The sequence below is a fragment of the Pseudomonas sp. PDM32 genome, from assembly GCF_019219225.1.
In the GTDB taxonomy this organism is placed as follows: Bacteria; Pseudomonadota; Gammaproteobacteria; order Pseudomonadales; family Pseudomonadaceae; genus Aquipseudomonas; species Aquipseudomonas laurylsulfatiphila.
The window spans coordinates 72,129-87,500 of sequence record NZ_JAHUWE010000018.1; the positions used below are offsets into that span (position 1 = coordinate 72,129).

Annotated in this window: 11 protein-coding genes; 7 read left to right on the forward strand and 4 right to left on the reverse strand. The window is 62.1% G+C overall.

All coding sequences use genetic code 11. The annotated features are described in order from the left end of the window. Window positions 1-163 precede the first annotated feature (163 nt). The 3 genes from ribA to KW846_RS27865 are packed head-to-tail and all read left to right on the forward strand — an operon-like array spanning window position 164 to window position 2,036. Window positions 164-781 (forward strand): GTP cyclohydrolase II, encoded by a 618-nt coding sequence (gene ribA / locus KW846_RS27855; protein WP_007970170.1) that lies wholly within the window; start codon window positions 164-166, stop codon window positions 779-781. Beyond that, window positions 778-1,197, forward strand: coding sequence for an MFS transporter (locus KW846_RS27860; protein WP_102702040.1), 420 nt, complete (start codon window positions 778-780; stop codon window positions 1,195-1,197). Before ribA ends, KW846_RS27860 begins: the two co-directional genes overlap by 4 nt. Continuing rightward, a complete protein-coding gene (locus KW846_RS27865; RefSeq protein WP_218486220.1) occupies window positions 1,197-2,036 on the forward strand; it encodes a cobalamin-binding protein in 840 nt (279 codons plus the stop codon). The genes KW846_RS27860 and KW846_RS27865 overlap by 1 nt, the downstream gene beginning before the upstream one ends. Window positions 2,037-2,138: 102 nt before the next feature. On the opposite strand, the gene KW846_RS27870 is transcribed toward KW846_RS27865, so the two are convergent. From KW846_RS27870 to KW846_RS27885, 4 genes are all read right to left on the reverse strand, one after another. Next, entirely contained in the window at window positions 2,139-4,022 is a 1,884-nt protein-coding gene (locus KW846_RS27870; RefSeq protein ID WP_218486221.1) for a TonB-dependent receptor domain-containing protein, read from the reverse strand. A gap of 140 nt (window positions 4,023-4,162) precedes the next feature. Then, a complete protein-coding gene (gene dxs, locus KW846_RS27875) occupies window positions 4,163-6,061 on the reverse strand; it encodes a 1-deoxy-D-xylulose-5-phosphate synthase (RefSeq protein WP_218486222.1) in 1,899 nt (632 codons plus the stop codon). Window positions 6,062-6,152: 91 nt separating this feature from the next. Next, on the reverse strand, window positions 6,153-7,040 hold the full coding sequence (gene ispA / locus KW846_RS27880) for a (2E,6E)-farnesyl diphosphate synthase (RefSeq protein ID WP_007970179.1): 888 nt from the start codon (window positions 7,038-7,040) through the stop codon (window positions 6,153-6,155). Further along, complete coding sequence (locus KW846_RS27885; RefSeq protein ID WP_007970180.1) at window positions 7,037-7,279, reverse strand: exodeoxyribonuclease VII small subunit; 243 nt, start codon at window positions 7,277-7,279, stop codon at window positions 7,037-7,039. The genes ispA and KW846_RS27885 overlap by 4 nt, the downstream gene beginning before the upstream one ends. Before the next feature lie 359 nt (window positions 7,280-7,638). Here KW846_RS27885 and KW846_RS27890 point away from each other — a divergent pair, with 359 nt between their 5' ends. Genes KW846_RS27890 through KW846_RS27905 form a run of 4 tightly spaced genes read left to right on the forward strand, consistent with a single transcriptional unit; the run spans window position 7,639 to window position 15,372 of the window. Beyond that, on the forward strand, window positions 7,639-8,430 hold the full coding sequence (locus KW846_RS27890; RefSeq protein ID WP_218486223.1) for a YfaP family protein: 792 nt from the start codon (window positions 7,639-7,641) through the stop codon (window positions 8,428-8,430). A 38-nt stretch (window positions 8,431-8,468) separates the two neighbouring features. Next, the gene (locus tag KW846_RS27895) at window positions 8,469-10,181 is read left to right on the forward strand and encodes a DUF2138 domain-containing protein (RefSeq protein WP_218486224.1); all 1,713 of its coding nucleotides are present in this window, start codon (window positions 8,469-8,471) and stop codon (window positions 10,179-10,181) included. Beyond that, window positions 10,178-10,816, forward strand: a complete 639-nt coding sequence (locus KW846_RS27900; RefSeq protein WP_218486225.1) for a DUF1175 family protein — start codon at window positions 10,178-10,180, stop codon at window positions 10,814-10,816. The genes KW846_RS27895 and KW846_RS27900 overlap by 4 nt, the downstream gene beginning before the upstream one ends. After that, on the forward strand, window positions 10,813-15,372 hold the full coding sequence (locus KW846_RS27905) for an alpha-2-macroglobulin (RefSeq protein ID WP_218486226.1): 4,560 nt from the start codon (window positions 10,813-10,815) through the stop codon (window positions 15,370-15,372). The genes KW846_RS27900 and KW846_RS27905 overlap by 4 nt, the downstream gene beginning before the upstream one ends.

Sequence of the window (15,372 nt, forward strand, 5' to 3'; positions counted from 1 at the left end):
TCAAAAGATCGCAGCCTTCGGCAGCTCCTACAAAGATTGATCGGCCCGCATATCAAACTTTTTGATAGTTATCGCCGATAATTCAGCCTAAGCGTCGCTCGGAACCTGCTGTTACAATGCCGGCTCTGCGAATCTTCAGAACTTTTAGATCAGGAGCACACCGGTGCCTGTCGTTTTTGTCGCCGCTTCCAAGCTGCCAACGCCTTTTGCGCAATTCACCATGCATGGCTTTCTCGATGAAGGCACTGGCCGCGAGCACGTTGTGCTGAGCCTGGGTGAGTTCGACGACGGTGCCCCGGTACTCGGCCGGTTGCACTCCGAATGCCTGACTGGCGATGCCCTGTTCAGCCAGCGTTGCGACTGCGGCTCGCAACTGGAGGCCGCTTTGCAGGCTATCGCCCGTGAAGGTCGTGGCGTGTTGCTGTACTTGCGCCAGGAAGGTCGTGGCATTGGCCTGCTGAACAAGATCCGCGCCTATGAGCTGCAGGACGGTGGCGCCGATACCGTGGAAGCCAACGAGCGTCTGGGCTTTGCCGCCGACCAGCGTGACTACGCCATGTGCCTGCCGATGCTCGAGCACCTGGGTGTGAAGTCATTGCGCCTGATGACCAACAACCCGCGCAAGGTCAAAGCCTTGACCGACATGGGGATTGCGGTCGCCGAGCGCGTGCCGTTGCACACTGGCCACAACCCGCATAACCGACTCTACCTGGCGACCAAGGCCAGCAAGCTCGACCACATGATGGGCAATGAGCATCAGGGCGAGGTAGACCGGGCGTGACCCGCGGTCAGGTTCGGCGGCGACTGTCCGTCAACTGGTGGCAATACCTGGCACTGGCCCTGTTGCCGCTGTTTGTGATCAACGCGGTGTTCGGCCAGAGCGAAGCCATTCTGCCGGTGCTGGCGATGCCGTTGTTCATCGCCGGTGTCGCCTCGATGTTTGTCAGCCTGAAGTTTTTCGGCGCCTACAAACACGCGCTGATCGCCACCCAGAAAGCCCTCGATACCCCTGAAGAACCTGGCGCGTGGATCAACCTGGCGGCGAAGCGCCGTACGGCGTTCCTTGCCGCCGGCCTGCCAGCGTGGATCGGTGCCCTGGCGGTGTTCGTCGGGCTTGAAGCGGTGCCGCTGATGCTGCTGGCGCTGTCGACTGCCGTGCTGTTCTATCTCTACCGTATTCCGCGTCAGCTCGGTTGATGCGCGCGCTCTGGCTGGCGGTTTTGCTGCTGGCCGCCAGCCGCTCGGCCATCGCGGTCGAGCGGGTCGTCAGCCTTGCACCGTCACTCTCTGAAATCGTCGTGGAACTGGGTTCTGCCGACCTCCTGGTCGGTGTGCTGGACGCCGGTGAGCGACCGGCTGAACTCAAGAACCTGCCCTCCGTTGGCCGCTATGGCCAGTTGGACATGGAGCGGCTGCTCAGTCTGCAGCCCGATCTGTTGCTGCTATGGCCCGGTAGCGTCGGCCCGGCCCAGCGGGACCAGCTCAAACGCCTGAGCATTCCCACCTATGTCGCCGAACCCCACAGCCTGGAGCAGCTCGCCGCGCAAATCGAGGCCATTGCCGCTCAGCTCGGTCGGCCTGACCGCGGCGTTTCACTGGCCAGCGACATGCGCCAGCGGTTGGATGCACTGCGTCAACGCTATCGACGGGATCAGCCGTTGCGGGTGTTCTATCAGATATGGGATCGGCCGTTGTACACCGTCGGCGGCGAGCAGATCATCAGCGATGCGCTGGAGGTCTGCGGCGCCCAAAACGTGTTTGCCGACCTGAAACTGCCGGCACCGCAAGTCAGCGTGGAAGCCGTGTTGCAGCGTAATCCCGAGGTGATTCTGGCCAGCGATCAGGCGCAGCTCGATGCGTGGAAAGCCTGGCCGCAGGTGGCGGCGGTAGCACAGGGGCAATTGCGCCTGGTGACGGACAAGGGCCTGGAGCGGCCGAGTGGGCAGATGATAGAGGCGACTGCCAAGCTGTGCCAATTGATCGCACCCTGTGGCGAGGGGGCTTGCCCCCGTTCGGGTGCGCAGCACACGCAATAAGATTAATGCGATGTATCTGAGAAATACGGGTATAGGATTTTGGGGCCGCTTCGCAGCCCAACGGGGGCAAGCCCCCTCGCCACAAATGATCGAGTTGAGCTTTTAGATCTCCGGCGTCCAGGTCACGCCAAACATCCACGCCCGACCTTCCTCGCGATACCCGTACTGGCTGCCTTGGTAGCTGTACAACGCCCGGCTGTAACCCTTGTCCAGCAGGTTGTCGACCTTCAGCTCCAGCCGGACTTCACTATTGAGCTCCCAACTGCTGCGCAGCCCCAGCAAGGCATAGCCGCCGAGGGGCTGTTGATTGTTCAGGTCGTCATAGCTGCTGCTGACCGCTTGCCAACTGGCGCCGAGGCCCAGGCGGTCGAACTGTCGATCCAGATCCCAACTCAAAGTGCGGCGCGCGCGGCGGGCCAAGGTATGACCCGTGTCGCGGTCGCGCGGGTCGATGATCGCCACGCCGAGATTGCTTTGCCAGTCGAACAACTCCTGTTTCAGCGCGGCTTCGAAGCCGTTGATCCGCGCCGAGGCGACGTTCTCGGGGCGCGAGTTGCTGCCGAAGATGATCGCGTCTTCAAGGTCGGTGCGATACAGCGACGTTTCCAGGCGACTTCTGTCGGTCAATTGGCTGCGCCATTGCAGCTCATAGCTTTTCGAGGTTTCAGGCTTGAGGTCCGGGTTGCTGAAGTCGGGGTAGTACAGATCGTTGAACGTCGGTGCGCGGAAGCCTTCGCTGTAGGTGAACAGCACTTCGTTGTCCGGGTTCAGCGGCAGGGTGAAGGTACCGCTCCAGGTGTTCTGGCTGCCAAATTGCTGGTTGTCGTCGTGACGCAAACCCAGCTCCGTGGAGAAACTGTCAGCCCGATAGCGATGCTGGATGTACGCCGCACGGTTCCAGCGACTGTCTTCATCGAACGCGGCGCTGCTGTTGATCCGGTCGTCATACCAGTCACCTCCGAGCAGCAGACTGTTGCGCTCGTCGAGCGCCAGGTCGTTCTGCCAGTTCACCGAATCCCGGTAGGTGTTGAACACGCTGCGTTCGTCACTGAGTTTGTCGAGGGTCTTCTCGCGGTTTTCGCTGTGGCCGAACTCGATGCGGGTTTGCCACAGATCATTGATGCGCGCGTCGATGTAACTGCTGACACTGCTCACATCGAATTCGTTGTCGGGCTGCTGTTGGACCGACTCGAACGTATTCATGTCGAAGCGCCCGAACGGGTTGTCGAATTCGCTTTTGCCGCGATTATCCAGCGCGTTGGCGCCGATCTCGATGTCATCGCTGAGTGCGTGGCTAAAGCTCAGGCTGAACGACTGGTTTCGGTACTCATCATGGTCGCCATCGCTGGGGTAAGACTCGTGGGTGCGATTGATCCCGGCGCTTTCGTCGAGGCTGGCGCCGAGGTTGAAGCGGGTTCGCTCATCGCCGCCGGACAAGCCAAGGCTGCGCTCCCAGGTCTGGTTGCTGCCCAATGCCGTGTGCAGGCGCGGTTGCAGGCCCTGCTCGCCGCCACGGCGGGTGAAGATCTGGATCACCCCGCCAATCGCATCGCTGCCATAAATCACCGAACGGGAACCGCGCAGCACTTCCACGCGCTCGACTTGTTCGATGTTGATGTGTTGCAGGTTGCTGTCGCCGGAGGTCGAGCTGCCGATGCGCTGGCCGTCCACCAGCACCAGGCTCTGGGCTGACTGGGTGCCGCGGATGTACACCCCCGGCACACTGCCGCGTCCGCCGGCCTGCGAGACTTGCACGCCCGGTACACGGCGCAACAGGTCGGTGACGCTATCGGGTTGCAGGCGATCGATGTCGTCGCGGGTGAACACGGTGTTGGCGGCGCTGCTGTCGTTGCGTGCTTCGACCTGGCGGTTGGCGCTGATCAGCACGTCGGGCAGCTTCAGCGCCTGATCGCGTTCGAAGGTGTCGGCGAGGGCGTTGGCGGTGGGTAGCAGGAATAGGGGCAGGGCGAGGCGGGAGAACTTCATGGGTGGTCCGATGGTGTTTCGTGGTGCACACAAATCAAATGTGGGAGCGGGCTTGCTCGCGAAGGCGTCGGTACAGCCAACATTGATGTTGGATATACCGGCCTCTTCGCGGGCAAGCCCGCTCCCACAGGGTTTTGCGTTTAGATGTTGAGCAGTTGCAGGCGCTCGCGGATCGATGCCTCGATCCCGGCTTCATCCAGCCCGCACTCGGCCAGCATTTGCGCAGGCTTGGCGTGTTCGACGTAGATGTCCGGCAAGCCCAGGTGCAGCATCGACTTGAGGATGTTTTCCCGGGCGAGGAATTCGCTGACCGCGCCACCGGCGCCGCCCATGATCGCGTTTTCTTCGACAGTGACCAGCAGCTCGTGACTGCCGGCGATTTCGCGCACCAGCGCTTCATCCAGCGGTTTGACGAAACGCATGTCGACCACGGTCGCATCCAGCGTCTCGGCGACTTTCAGGGCTTCGGCCAGTTGCACACCGAACACCAGCAGGGCGACTTTGCTGCCTTGGCGGCGGACGACACCCTTGCCGATCTCGATCGGTTCGAGGTCTTTCTCGATGGTCGCGTTCGGGCCATTACCGCGTGGATAACGCACAGCCGCCGGGCCTTCGTACAGGTGACCGGTGGTGAGCATCTTGCGCAGCTCGTTTTCATCGCTCGGGGTCATCACCAGCATGCCGGGGATGCAGCGCAGGAATGACAAATCGAAGCTGCCGGCGTGGGTCGGACCGTCTTCGCCCACCAGACCTGCACGGTCGATGGCGAACAGTACGTCGAGATTCTGCACCGCCACATCGTGGACAAGCTGGTCGTAGCCGCGCTGCAGGAAGGTCGAATAGATGGCCACTACGGGTTTGGCGCCTTCGCAGGCCATGCCGGCCGCGAGGGTCACAGCGTGTTGCTCGGCAATGGCCACGTCGAAGTAGCGCAGCGGGAAACGTTCGCTGAACGCGACCAGGTCCGAGCCTTCCTTCATCGCCGGGGTAATCCCGACCAGACGCGGATCGGCAGCCGCCATGTCGCACAGCCATTCGCCGAACACACCGGAATATTTCGGCCCGCTGGCCTTCTTCGGCGCAGCGGCCGGTGCGTCCAGCGGTTCGAGTTTGGTGATGGCGTGGTAACCGATCGGGTCGACTTCCGCCGGGGCGAAGCCTTTGCCCTTTTTGGTGACGATGTGCAGGAACTGCGGGCCTTTCAGATCGCGCATGTTGCGCAGGGTGGCGATCAGGGTCGGCAGGTCGTGGCCATCGATGGGGCCGATGTAGTTCCAGCCCAGCTCTTCGAACAGTGTGCCGGGCACCAGCATGCCTTTGGCGTATTCTTCGGTGCGGCGAGCGATTTCCCAGGCACCGGGCAGGCGCGACAGCACTTTCTTGCTGCCTTCGCGCATGCTCGCGTAGGTGCGGCTGGAAAGGATCTTCGCCAGGTAGTTGGACAAGCCACCGACGTTGCGCGAGATCGACATGTCGTTATCGTTGAGGATTACCAGCATGTTGGCGTCCACTTCCGGCGCATGGTTCAGCGCCTCGAACGCCATGCCCGCGGTCAACGCGCCGTCGCCGATCACCGCGATCGCCTTGCGCTCGCTGTTTTGCAGGCGGGCGGCAATCGCCATGCCCAGCGCGGCACTGATCGAGGTGCTGGAGTGGCCGACACCAAAAGTGTCGTACTCGCTCTCGGAGCGCCGCGGGAAGGCAGCGACGCCGTCCTTCTGGCGCAGGGTGCCCATGCGCTCGCGACGACCGGTGAGGATCTTGTGCGGATAAGCCTGATGACCCACGTCCCACACCAGCCGGTCGTCCGGGGTGTCGAAGACGTAATGCAGCGCGATGGTCAGCTCGATCACGCCCAGGCCGGCACCGAAATGCCCACCGGTCTGGCCGACCGTGTAGAGCAATTCCAGGCGCAACTCATCGGCCAGGGTTTCCAGCTCGGCTTCGCCTAACCGGCGCAGGCCGTCCGGCGTGTTCGCGCGGTCGAGCAGGGGCGTGGTCGGGCGCTTGCGGGGAATCTCATGAAACGTCGTGGGCATCAGGCGAATCGTTATAGGTATAAAAGATGCGGCAGTTTACCTGATGCATCGTCCCCTGCCCACGCGTTGGTCCTTTTTGGCGGATTCGTCGTCAGCTGCGGCGATCGACGATATACCGGGCCAGATCACGCAATGGCTCGGCCGCCGCGTCAAACGGTCGCAGGGCGTGCAGGGCCTGGTCGCGCAGCTCCAGGGCATAGGCCTTGGCGGCGTCGAGGCCGAGCAGGGCCGGATAGGTCGGCTTGTCCCGGGCAATGTCCGCGCCCTGGCGTTTGCCGAGGGTGGCGGTATCGCTTTCGACGTCGAGAATGTCGTCCTGGACCTGGAATGCCAGGCCGATGGCCTGTGCATAAGTCTGCAGGGACTTGAGTTCGTCTTTCTCGGCACGGCCGCTGGCCAGGGCGCCGAGTTTGACGCTGACTTCGATCAGCGCACCGGTCTTGTGCCGGTGCATGTACTCCAGGGCTTTCTGGTCGAGCTTCAGGCCGACCGAACCGAGGTCGATGGCCTGACCGCCGACCATGCCCGCCGGGCCTGCCGCCAGTGCCAGGGCGCTGACCATCTGCAGGCGGATTTCGGCCTCCGACGTGCTCAGGCGCGGGTCTAGCAGGGCGCTGAAGGCCAGGCTCTGCAAGCCGTCGCCGGCGAGGATCGCGCAGGCTTCATCGAATTTCTTGTGGGTGGTGGGCTGGCCGCGACGCAGATCGTCATCGTCCATCGCCGGCAAATCGTCATGCACCAGTGAATAGGCGTGGATCAGCTCCACCGCACAGGCGGCACCGTTGGCTTGCTCAGGCTTGCCGCCCAATGCTTCACAGGCGGCGTAGGCCAGCAGTGGACGCACGCGTTTGCCGCCATTCATCACGCTGTAGCGCATGGCTTCGTACAGCCGTGCCAACTCGGGGCCCGGTGCCGTGAACAGGGTTTCCAGCGCCGCATTGACGCGGGCCTGGCTGGTGGCCGAGTAGGCTGCAATCATTCTGGTTGATCCGCGTCGAAGGGTTCCTCGGCCAACTCGCCATCACGCTCGAGCAGTACCTGAACCTTTTGCTCGGCCTGGGCCAGCGCCGCCTGGCAATCGCGGGTCAGACCGATGCCTTGCTCGAAAGCGGCCAGCGAGTCCTCCAGCGACAATTCGCCATTCTCCAGACGCTCCACCAGCGTTTGCAGGTCGGCGAGGGACTGTTCGAAATCCAGTGCAGCTTTTTTGCGGGCCATGGCGGCGATTTCCGGTTGACGTTAAACCGGCGCGACACTAGCAGATAGGGGGTTTATGGGCAAACTCACAGACGACGCACACCCTTGTAGGAGCTGCCGGAGGCTGCGATCTTTTGACTTTGTTTTTGGGAAGCAGGATCAAAAGATCGCAGCCTCCGGCAGCTCCTACAGTATCGGGTAATCGTGATTCCCGCCGCAATTTCGGAGCCATTCGATTGTTAAAAAACACCCGAATGGCTAACCTTCGAGCCCTATACGACCTGGCAGTCACGGGTCTTTCAGACGAAACGCAGTATTCCCATCTGTAACGCGCCCAGGATCAGGCGCAAGGTTTCGTCATGCATGGCAGGAGGCGTCGCATGCGCTCATTTCTTTTGCTGCTGATCGGCTTGGCTATCGCGCACCCGATTCTGGCCGCGCCGAATGCCGAGTTGTCGGAACCGGTGGGCGGCTGGCGCTACAACGGTTTGCTGGATCGCACGGAAAACCCGCAAGTCGCCTATCCCACGCCGCCCATCGACCGGGGCGTGCAGCGCAATCGCACGATGATCGAAGGCCAACTCAAGGCCCTCGGCACTCAGCGTGGGCCGCACACGCTGGCGGTCAACGGCAATCCCTTGAATCTGTACACCGACGACCAGGGCCGTTTCGCCCGGCCCTATGCGTTCGGCGCCGGTTCCAACAGCGTCGAAGTGCGTAGCGTTGAAGGCCAGTCACTCAAGCGAGTTCAATTCTATGAAGCCAACAATCTGCGCACCCCGGCGCGGATTCGTGTGGTGCTGGGCTGGGACGACCCGAAGGCCGAACTCGATTTGCACATCATTACCCCCGACGGCCAGCACGCTTTCTGGGCGCACTCGGCGCTGACCAATGGCGGCGGCCTCGACCCGGACGGCGTCGATGGACCCGGCCCGGAGATGTTCACCATGACCGCACCGCTGCACGGCACCTATCTGGTTTACGTGAACTATTGGGGCAACTTCGGCAGCGAAGGCTATAACTTCGAGGAGACCGGCAACCAGAACGAGGTGATTACCTCGCAGATCAACCTGGTGCTTAACGAAAACACCGTCGATGAAAAACGCGAGACCTTCATCGTGCCCCTGCGCGCAATCGGCGACCTGTTGCTGGTCAAGACTTTCAACTACTAAGCATCCCGCTCCACGGATGAACATCGGGTTTTGTGAACATGAGTGATAGCACTGTTACTCCGGCCGCTGGCGCACCCGCGGCCAAACCTTCCCTGCATTGGCCGACGCTGCTGATCGGCATATGCCTGGTCGCTGGCGTGGCCGGTGGGTTGGGGTGGCTCATGCACAAGCCCAAGGCGCCGGCGCCTGCGTTGGCCAGTGACAAACTGGGTATGGGGCGGCCGGATGGTTTGCTGGAAACCCATTCCTTGAGCCAGTTGCCCAGAGACCTGCTCGCGGTGCCCTTCCTCAAGGAAACCCTGACCGAAGATTTCGTCTTCTACTACGAAACCCACGCCGATCGCCTCGGCTTGATCGGCAGTCTGCGGCGGATCATCTACGAACATGACCTGAAGCTGCAGGACACCCTGATCGAGCAACTGTTCGATCAGCCTGCCGACGTGGCGTTGTGGCGCGGGGCGGACGGGCGGCTCAAGGATTTCCTGCTGGTGATGGATCGCGGCGGCCTGGCCAAGGTGCTGGAACCGATGGCCAAAGTCGCGCTGGACGACTCGCAGCTGAGCAAGGTCGCTGACGTGAAGGTCGGCAGCGAAGATGTGCCGCTCTATCAGCTCAACTACAACGCCAGCAAGGCGCTGTTGTTCGCGTCCCATGGCGACAAACTGGTGGTGCTGTCCAATCCGGCGAAACTCTACGATCCGCAAAGCGGTGCAACGGAGGAACCGGGCAGCGTATCGACCACGGCCGTTGCTGCGCTGCTCAATGGCGAAAAACTGTTTCCCGAAGCCTTCGGCCTGCCGCCTCGTGCGCCGCAGGTGAAACAACGCCTGTCGGTGAATGCCAGTGTGCTGGCCATGGGTTACCAGCGTTTCATTCCGAACTTCGCCGGCCTGCGTTTCGACATGGACGACAAAGGCTGGCACAGCTTCCTGGCCATGGACGAGCTGGAGAACCAGCCGGACTTCGATTTCAAACCGATCTGGCAAGCCATGCCTATGGGCGCAAGCGCTTGTGTAGCATTGCCGCTGGATGCCGAACAACAGAAACCGTTGCTGGTGAAACTCGGTGCCGAGGAGAAGGTGGCCCAGGCACTGACCGAGCACATGGCCGGCGCGGCGGGGCTGTGCTGGTATGCCGATTCTCGGTTGTACACGCCCTTGCTGGTGGCCAGCCTCAACGATGACGACAGCGGCAAACTCGATGGGGATCTGGGCAAACTGTTCGGCTCGATGGTCGGTGCGCACGAGAGCAATGTCGAGGATGGTGCCTTCCCGGTGGTGGAAAAACAGGAAGACCAGAGCCATCAGTGGCAACGCCAGGTCAGCTCCAGTTTCGGTCCTTATGCGGCCAAGGAAGCTCAAGATCCCGATGCCATCACCGGCAAGGCGTTCATGAAAGTCAGCCTGGCGCGCCATGGCTCGACGTTGCTGTTTTCCCTCGACGACAAGCTGGTGGACAAGGCCCTCGGCACCCTCGACAAACGCTTCCCGCCGATGGCCGACGTGGTGCCCAAGGACTTGCTGATGCCAGTCTATTTCGGCCCCGATTCGATGGCGCAACTGATGCAGCAGGAAACCCTCGACAGCCTGCCCCAGGACATGGAACCGGTGTTCTACAACGCCGCGCAAACCTTCCTGATTCCGAAGCTGCGTACGCTCGGTGGCTACGGCAAATACGCCCTGACCTTGCCGCAAGGCAGCGAGCCAGACGGCCACTGGCAGTGGCTGCCGCTGGAGTGGAAAGCGCTGTGACGGCATTGATCCGCAGTCTCGGCCTGCTGGCGTTGTTGCTGAGCGCAGGTGCCCAAGCCGTCGAGACGCCATCGCTCGACCCGCAGCAATCCCAGGTGTTCCGCGCCTGGTTCGTGCGCATCGCCCAAGAGCAACTGAGCCAGGGCCCGAGCCCGCGCTGGTATCAGCAGGATTGCGCCGGGCTGGTGCGCTTTGCCGCCAATGAAGCGCTGAAAGTCCATGACGACAAATGGCTGCGCAGCAATGGCCTGTCCAATCGTTACCTGCCGCCGGAGCTGCAATTGAGCGATGCCCAGCGCGGTCTCGCCCAACAGTGGCAGCAGGGCGGCGGCAAGGTCGGGCCGTACGTCAACGCGATCAAATTGATCCAGTTCAACAGCCATCTGGTCAGCCGCGATGTGTCACAGGCACGCCCTGGCGACCTGATGTTTTTCGATCAGGGCGACGACCAGCACCTGATGATCTGGATGGGCCGCTACATCGCCTATCACACCGGTACCACCACACCCACCGACAACGGCATGCGTTCGGCAAGCCTGCAGCAACTCATGACATGGAAGGACACCCGATGGATACCCGATGCAGCCAACCCCAACTTCATCGGCGTCTATCGACTGAATTTTCTCTCCCAATGACCGGTGCCCGCATGCTGCGTTTTCTGTCTCTGATGTTGGTGTGGATGCTGCCACTCTCGGTGGTTAATGCCGATGACTCGGTCCCGGCCAGCGGCTATGCGCCAGTGGCCGGTGAGAGCTTTTTCCTGCTGGCCGACAGCAGTTTTGCCAGCGATGAACCGGCAATGGTGCGCCTCGAAGCGCCGGGCCGCGACTATCGCCGGTTTCGCATGGAACCTTATGGCGGCGCGGACATTCGGGTGTATCGCATCGACAAGCCGCTGGACTTCCTCAAGCGCCAGAAGAATCTGCATCGGGTGGTCAGCGACGGCCAGTTCAAGGGTGAAGGTCTGTCCAACACCCTCGCGTACCTGTGGGACAACTGGTATCGCAAATCCCGCCGGGTGATGCAGCGGGCGTTTTCCTACGAGTCGCGTAAACAAGTCACCGAGGAAGTGCCGGAACTGAAGATGGGCAATGCGATGGCGGCGCCAACGCCCTACGATGCGCAGCCGCAATTCGCGTTGATACCGGGTTTGCCGGTGGTCAGCCAGTTCCGTTATCCGTTGTGGCAGGCCAAGCCGATCCAGCCACCGGCGGGGGTGAACCTGGCCGGATCTTCCAGCGAGTTTGTCAGTGTCGCGCCGGGCAATGTGTACATCCCGTTGGGCAATCTCAAACCGGGTCTTTATCTGGTGGAAGCGCTGATCGGCAAGTACCGCGCGACCACCATGGTGTTCGTCTCCAACACCGTGACGGCGAGCAAGATTGCCGGTGACGAATTGCTGGTGTGGGCTGCGCGCAAACACGAAGGCAGCTCGGTGCCGAAGGTCAATGTGTTGTGGACCGACGGCCTGGGTGTGATGAGCAGTGGCGCCACCGATAGCGACGGCTTGCTGCGCCTGAAACACGTCAGCCCCGAGCGTTCCTTCGTGATCGGCGAGGACGAAGAGGGCGGGGTGTTCGTCTCCGAGAATTTCTACTACGACAGCGAAATCTACGACACCAAACTCTATGCCTTCACCGACCGGCCGCTCTATCGGCCGGGGGATTGGGTGTCGCTGAAAATCGTCGGACGTGAATTCAAGAACGCGCGGGACTCGGTGCAGCCAAGCGCTGCCGACGTCAATGTGAGCGTGCTCGATGCCACCGGCACGGCGCTGCAATCCCTCGATCTGAAGCTCGATTCCAGGGCCGGCACCCAGGGCCGCTTCCAGTTGCCGGACAATGCCGTGGCCGGTGGTTATGAACTGCGTTTCACCTACAAGGACCAGACCTACAGCAGCGCCTTCCGCGTCGCTGAATACATCAAGCCGCACTTCGAGATTTCGCTCAATCTGGCCAAGCAGGATTACCGCACCGGCGAACCGGTCAAGGGCAACCTGGTGCTGCTGTACCCGGACGGCAAACCGGTGGCCAATGCGAAATTGAGCCTGAGCCTGCGCGCCCAACAGCTGTCGATGGTCGACAACGAACTGCAATACCTTGGGCAATTTCCGGTGGAGCTGACCAGTACCGAACTGACCACCGACGCCAAGGGCAACGCAACGCTCGACCTGCCCGCCGCCGATAAGCCGAGTCGCTACATGCTGACCGTGTTTGCCAGCGACGGCGCGGCGTATCGGGTCAAGACCACCAAGGAAATCCTCATCGACCGTGGCGCGGCGAACTTCCGCTTGAGCGCGCCCCGACGCTTCAGCGCGGTGGGCGACAAGGTTGCGTTCAGCTACGCCCGCGAAGGCGAGCAGGCGCAGGCCGTTACACCGGGCAGCTACGGCTGGGTACGTCTGGAAGACCAGAGCAGCGGCGAAGGCAAACTCACGGCAAGCGACAAAGGTTTCACCCTGGCCTTTGACCGACCGGGCACTTACAACCTGACACTCAAGGATGACCACGGTCGCGTGGTCGGCGCCACCGGGCATTCAGTCACCGGCGAAGGTGTCAAGGCCGTGCCCGGTACCGTGGAAATCGTCCTCGACAAGCCCGAGTACATCACCGGCGATGAAGCGCTGGCGCTGATCACTTTCCCGGAACCGGTCAACGATGCCTTGCTGTCGCTGGAGCGGGACAAGGTCGAGGCGACCGCGCTGCTGTCCAGCGGCGGTGACTGGCTGAAGACGGAAAAACTCAGCGATACCCAATACCGCGCGCGCATCCCGGTGAAGGACGGCTTCGCGCCGAACCTGACCTTCTCGGTGCTGTACACCAAGGGCGGCCAGTACAGTTTCCAGAACGCCGGCATCAAGGTGGTAACGCCACAAATCGAGGTGGCCATCGCCACCGATAAAGACACCTACCAGCCGGGCGAAACCGTCTCGGTGGACCTGACGACTCAATTTGCCGGTAAGCCGATCCCGGCGCACCTGACGGTCAGCGTGGTCGATGAAATGGTCTACGCCCTGCAACCGGAAGTGGCGCCGAGCATCGACCAGTTCTTCTATCACCCGCGGCGCAACAACGTGCGCACCAGCGCCAGTTTGTCGTTCATCAGTTATGACGTCGCCTTGCCGGGCAGCCCCGGTGCACCGGGCAAAGCCAATCGCAGTGAGCGCGGCGTGAAGGTGCTGGAACGGCCGCGTCGCGAGGACGTCGACACGGCAGCGTGGCAGCCAGAATTGCTGACCGATGCCAACGGCAAAACCCGCTTCACCTTCAAGATGCCCGACTCACTGACCCGCTGGCGCATCACCGCCAGGGCCATCGCCGATGACGGTCAGGTCGGACAGAAGAAGCAATTCGTACGCTCGGAAAAACCGCTGTACCTGAAGTGGAGCGGGCCGAGTCGATTCCGTACCGGCGACAAACCGGACCTCGGAGTGTTCGCCTTCAGTCAGGCCGAGAAACCGCTCAAGGCCGAGCTGGTGACCCGTTACGCCGGCAACGAACAGCGCGTGCCTGTGACCCTGAACAGCGGCATCAACTACATCCCCTTGTCAGCGTTTGAACTGTCCAATGGCGAGTGGAGCGCCGAGCTGGTGCAGGACGGCAAAACCGCTGATGCGTTGACGGTGCAGCTGAGCGCGACCGGTGAAGGCTGGCGGGTGACGCAATCCCAGAGTCTCGATGTGAGCAGCGGCGATACACCGCTGACTCTGCCGGCAGACGCAGCCGATATTCGCCTGCGCCTGGATGACAGTCCGCAAGCGTTGTTCCGTTCGGCCCTCGACGATCTGTTGAGCTACCCCTACGGTGGCGTCGAGCAGACCGCCAGTCGCCTGTTGCCGTTGAGCATTGCCTACCCGACGCTGGCGGCGAATCCGCAGATCCGCGATCGCTTGCGCCTGATCATGCAAAACAGCCGCCTGCGCCTGGTACAAATGGCCGGCCCTTCGGCGAGCTTCACCTGGTGGGGCATGGACGGCGAGCCGGACGCGTTCCTCACCGCCTACGCCTATTACGCTGACTGGCACGCCAGCCGGGTGCTGGACCTGAGCCTGCCGCCGGAGCATTGGCAGCGGGTGCTGGAGGTCTACGCCAAACAGGCGAACAACACGCCGCTATTGCAGCGGGCGCTGATCCTGTCGTTCGCCAAACAGATGCAGTTGCCGGTCAATACCTTGCTCAGTGGGCTGATGGATGATCTGGCGAAAGCGGGTGAGGGCAGTGCCGCCAACCTGATGGAGGATGGCGAAGACAGCCTCGTCATGAGCGATCCTGACTCCGCATTGGGGCTGGCTGCCGCGCGAGTGTTGACGGCCTCGCTGGCCAGGCAGGCGAAGGTCGCCTTGCCGGATGCGTTCAATCGGCAACTGGCCGACGCGCAGCAACGTCTGGCGGTCAGTTCCCAGCCGTTTGCCGAAGCGCTGAACCTGTCGCTGCAACCCTTCGATCAGGCTCGCGCTCAGTCGTTGTTGCAACGCCTGTTGCCGCAGCAATCGACTCTGGAACGGGCATTGGCGCTCACCTGGCTGCAACGCAGCATCGAGCAGGCATCGCCCACCATTGCATTGGCGCCGGGTGAAGGCTGGAAGAAACAGTACGGGGTTTCTGGTGAGATGTATTGGACGTGGCAGGGGCCTGCGCCAGTGCCGACGGTATTGACGCTGAGCGGGGTGCAGGAGCGTCCGCTGCGCGCTGCATTGAGCTATCGCAGCCAGCAGCCGGCAGTGGATCCGATGGCCGTGACCATCACCCGTCGCCTGTCGCGACTGGTGCCGGGGGATGAGGCTTTCACTTTCAAACTCGAGGCAGTCGGCAACGCGGCGCTGTCCAGCGACAGCCTCTATCTCGACGAAGTGATCGTCACCAGCAAAGCTGCCAAACCGCTGCGCTACGGCCTGCTGGAAGTGCCGCTGCCACCGGGCGCCGATGTCGAGCGCACGACCTGGGGCATCAAGCTCATGGGCAAGGCTGGCACCGAACCGACATCGCTGGAGAAGGCGCGTTTCGAACCGGGGCAAATGGCTTATGCCGTTCCGGTCGATGCCTTGAGTGGCGAATTGCGCCTGCGGCATCTGGTGCGTTTCTCGCAGAAGGGGCAGTTCAACTTGCCGCCGGTGCGATTCACTCAGGTGTATGCGCCGCAGCATCAGGCGATGGAACAAAAGGCAGCCCTTGGCCAGGTCACGGTTCACTGA

Excerpts from the sequence above, each read along its gene's own strand:
- KW846_RS27890 (WP_218486223.1), top strand. The coding sequence starts at position 7,639 with ATGCGCTCATTTCTTTTGCTGCTGATCGGCTTGGCTATCGCGCACCCG.
- KW846_RS27870 (WP_218486221.1), bottom strand. The coding sequence starts at position 4,022 with ATGAAGTTCTCCCGCCTCGCCCTGCCCCTATTCCTGCTACCCACCGCC.
- ispA (WP_007970179.1), bottom strand. The coding sequence starts at position 7,040 with ATGATTGCAGCCTACTCGGCCACCAGCCAGGCCCGCGTCAATGCGGCG.
- KW846_RS27885 (WP_007970180.1), bottom strand. The coding sequence starts at position 7,279 with ATGGCCCGCAAAAAAGCTGCACTGGATTTCGAACAGTCCCTCGCCGAC.
- KW846_RS27865 (WP_218486220.1), top strand. The coding sequence starts at position 1,197 with ATGCGCGCGCTCTGGCTGGCGGTTTTGCTGCTGGCCGCCAGCCGCTCG.
- dxs (WP_218486222.1), bottom strand. The coding sequence starts at position 6,061 with ATGCCCACGACGTTTCATGAGATTCCCCGCAAGCGCCCGACCACGCCC.
- KW846_RS27905 (WP_218486226.1), top strand. The coding sequence starts at position 10,813 with ATGACCGGTGCCCGCATGCTGCGTTTTCTGTCTCTGATGTTGGTGTGG.
- KW846_RS27895 (WP_218486224.1), top strand. The coding sequence starts at position 8,469 with ATGAGTGATAGCACTGTTACTCCGGCCGCTGGCGCACCCGCGGCCAAA.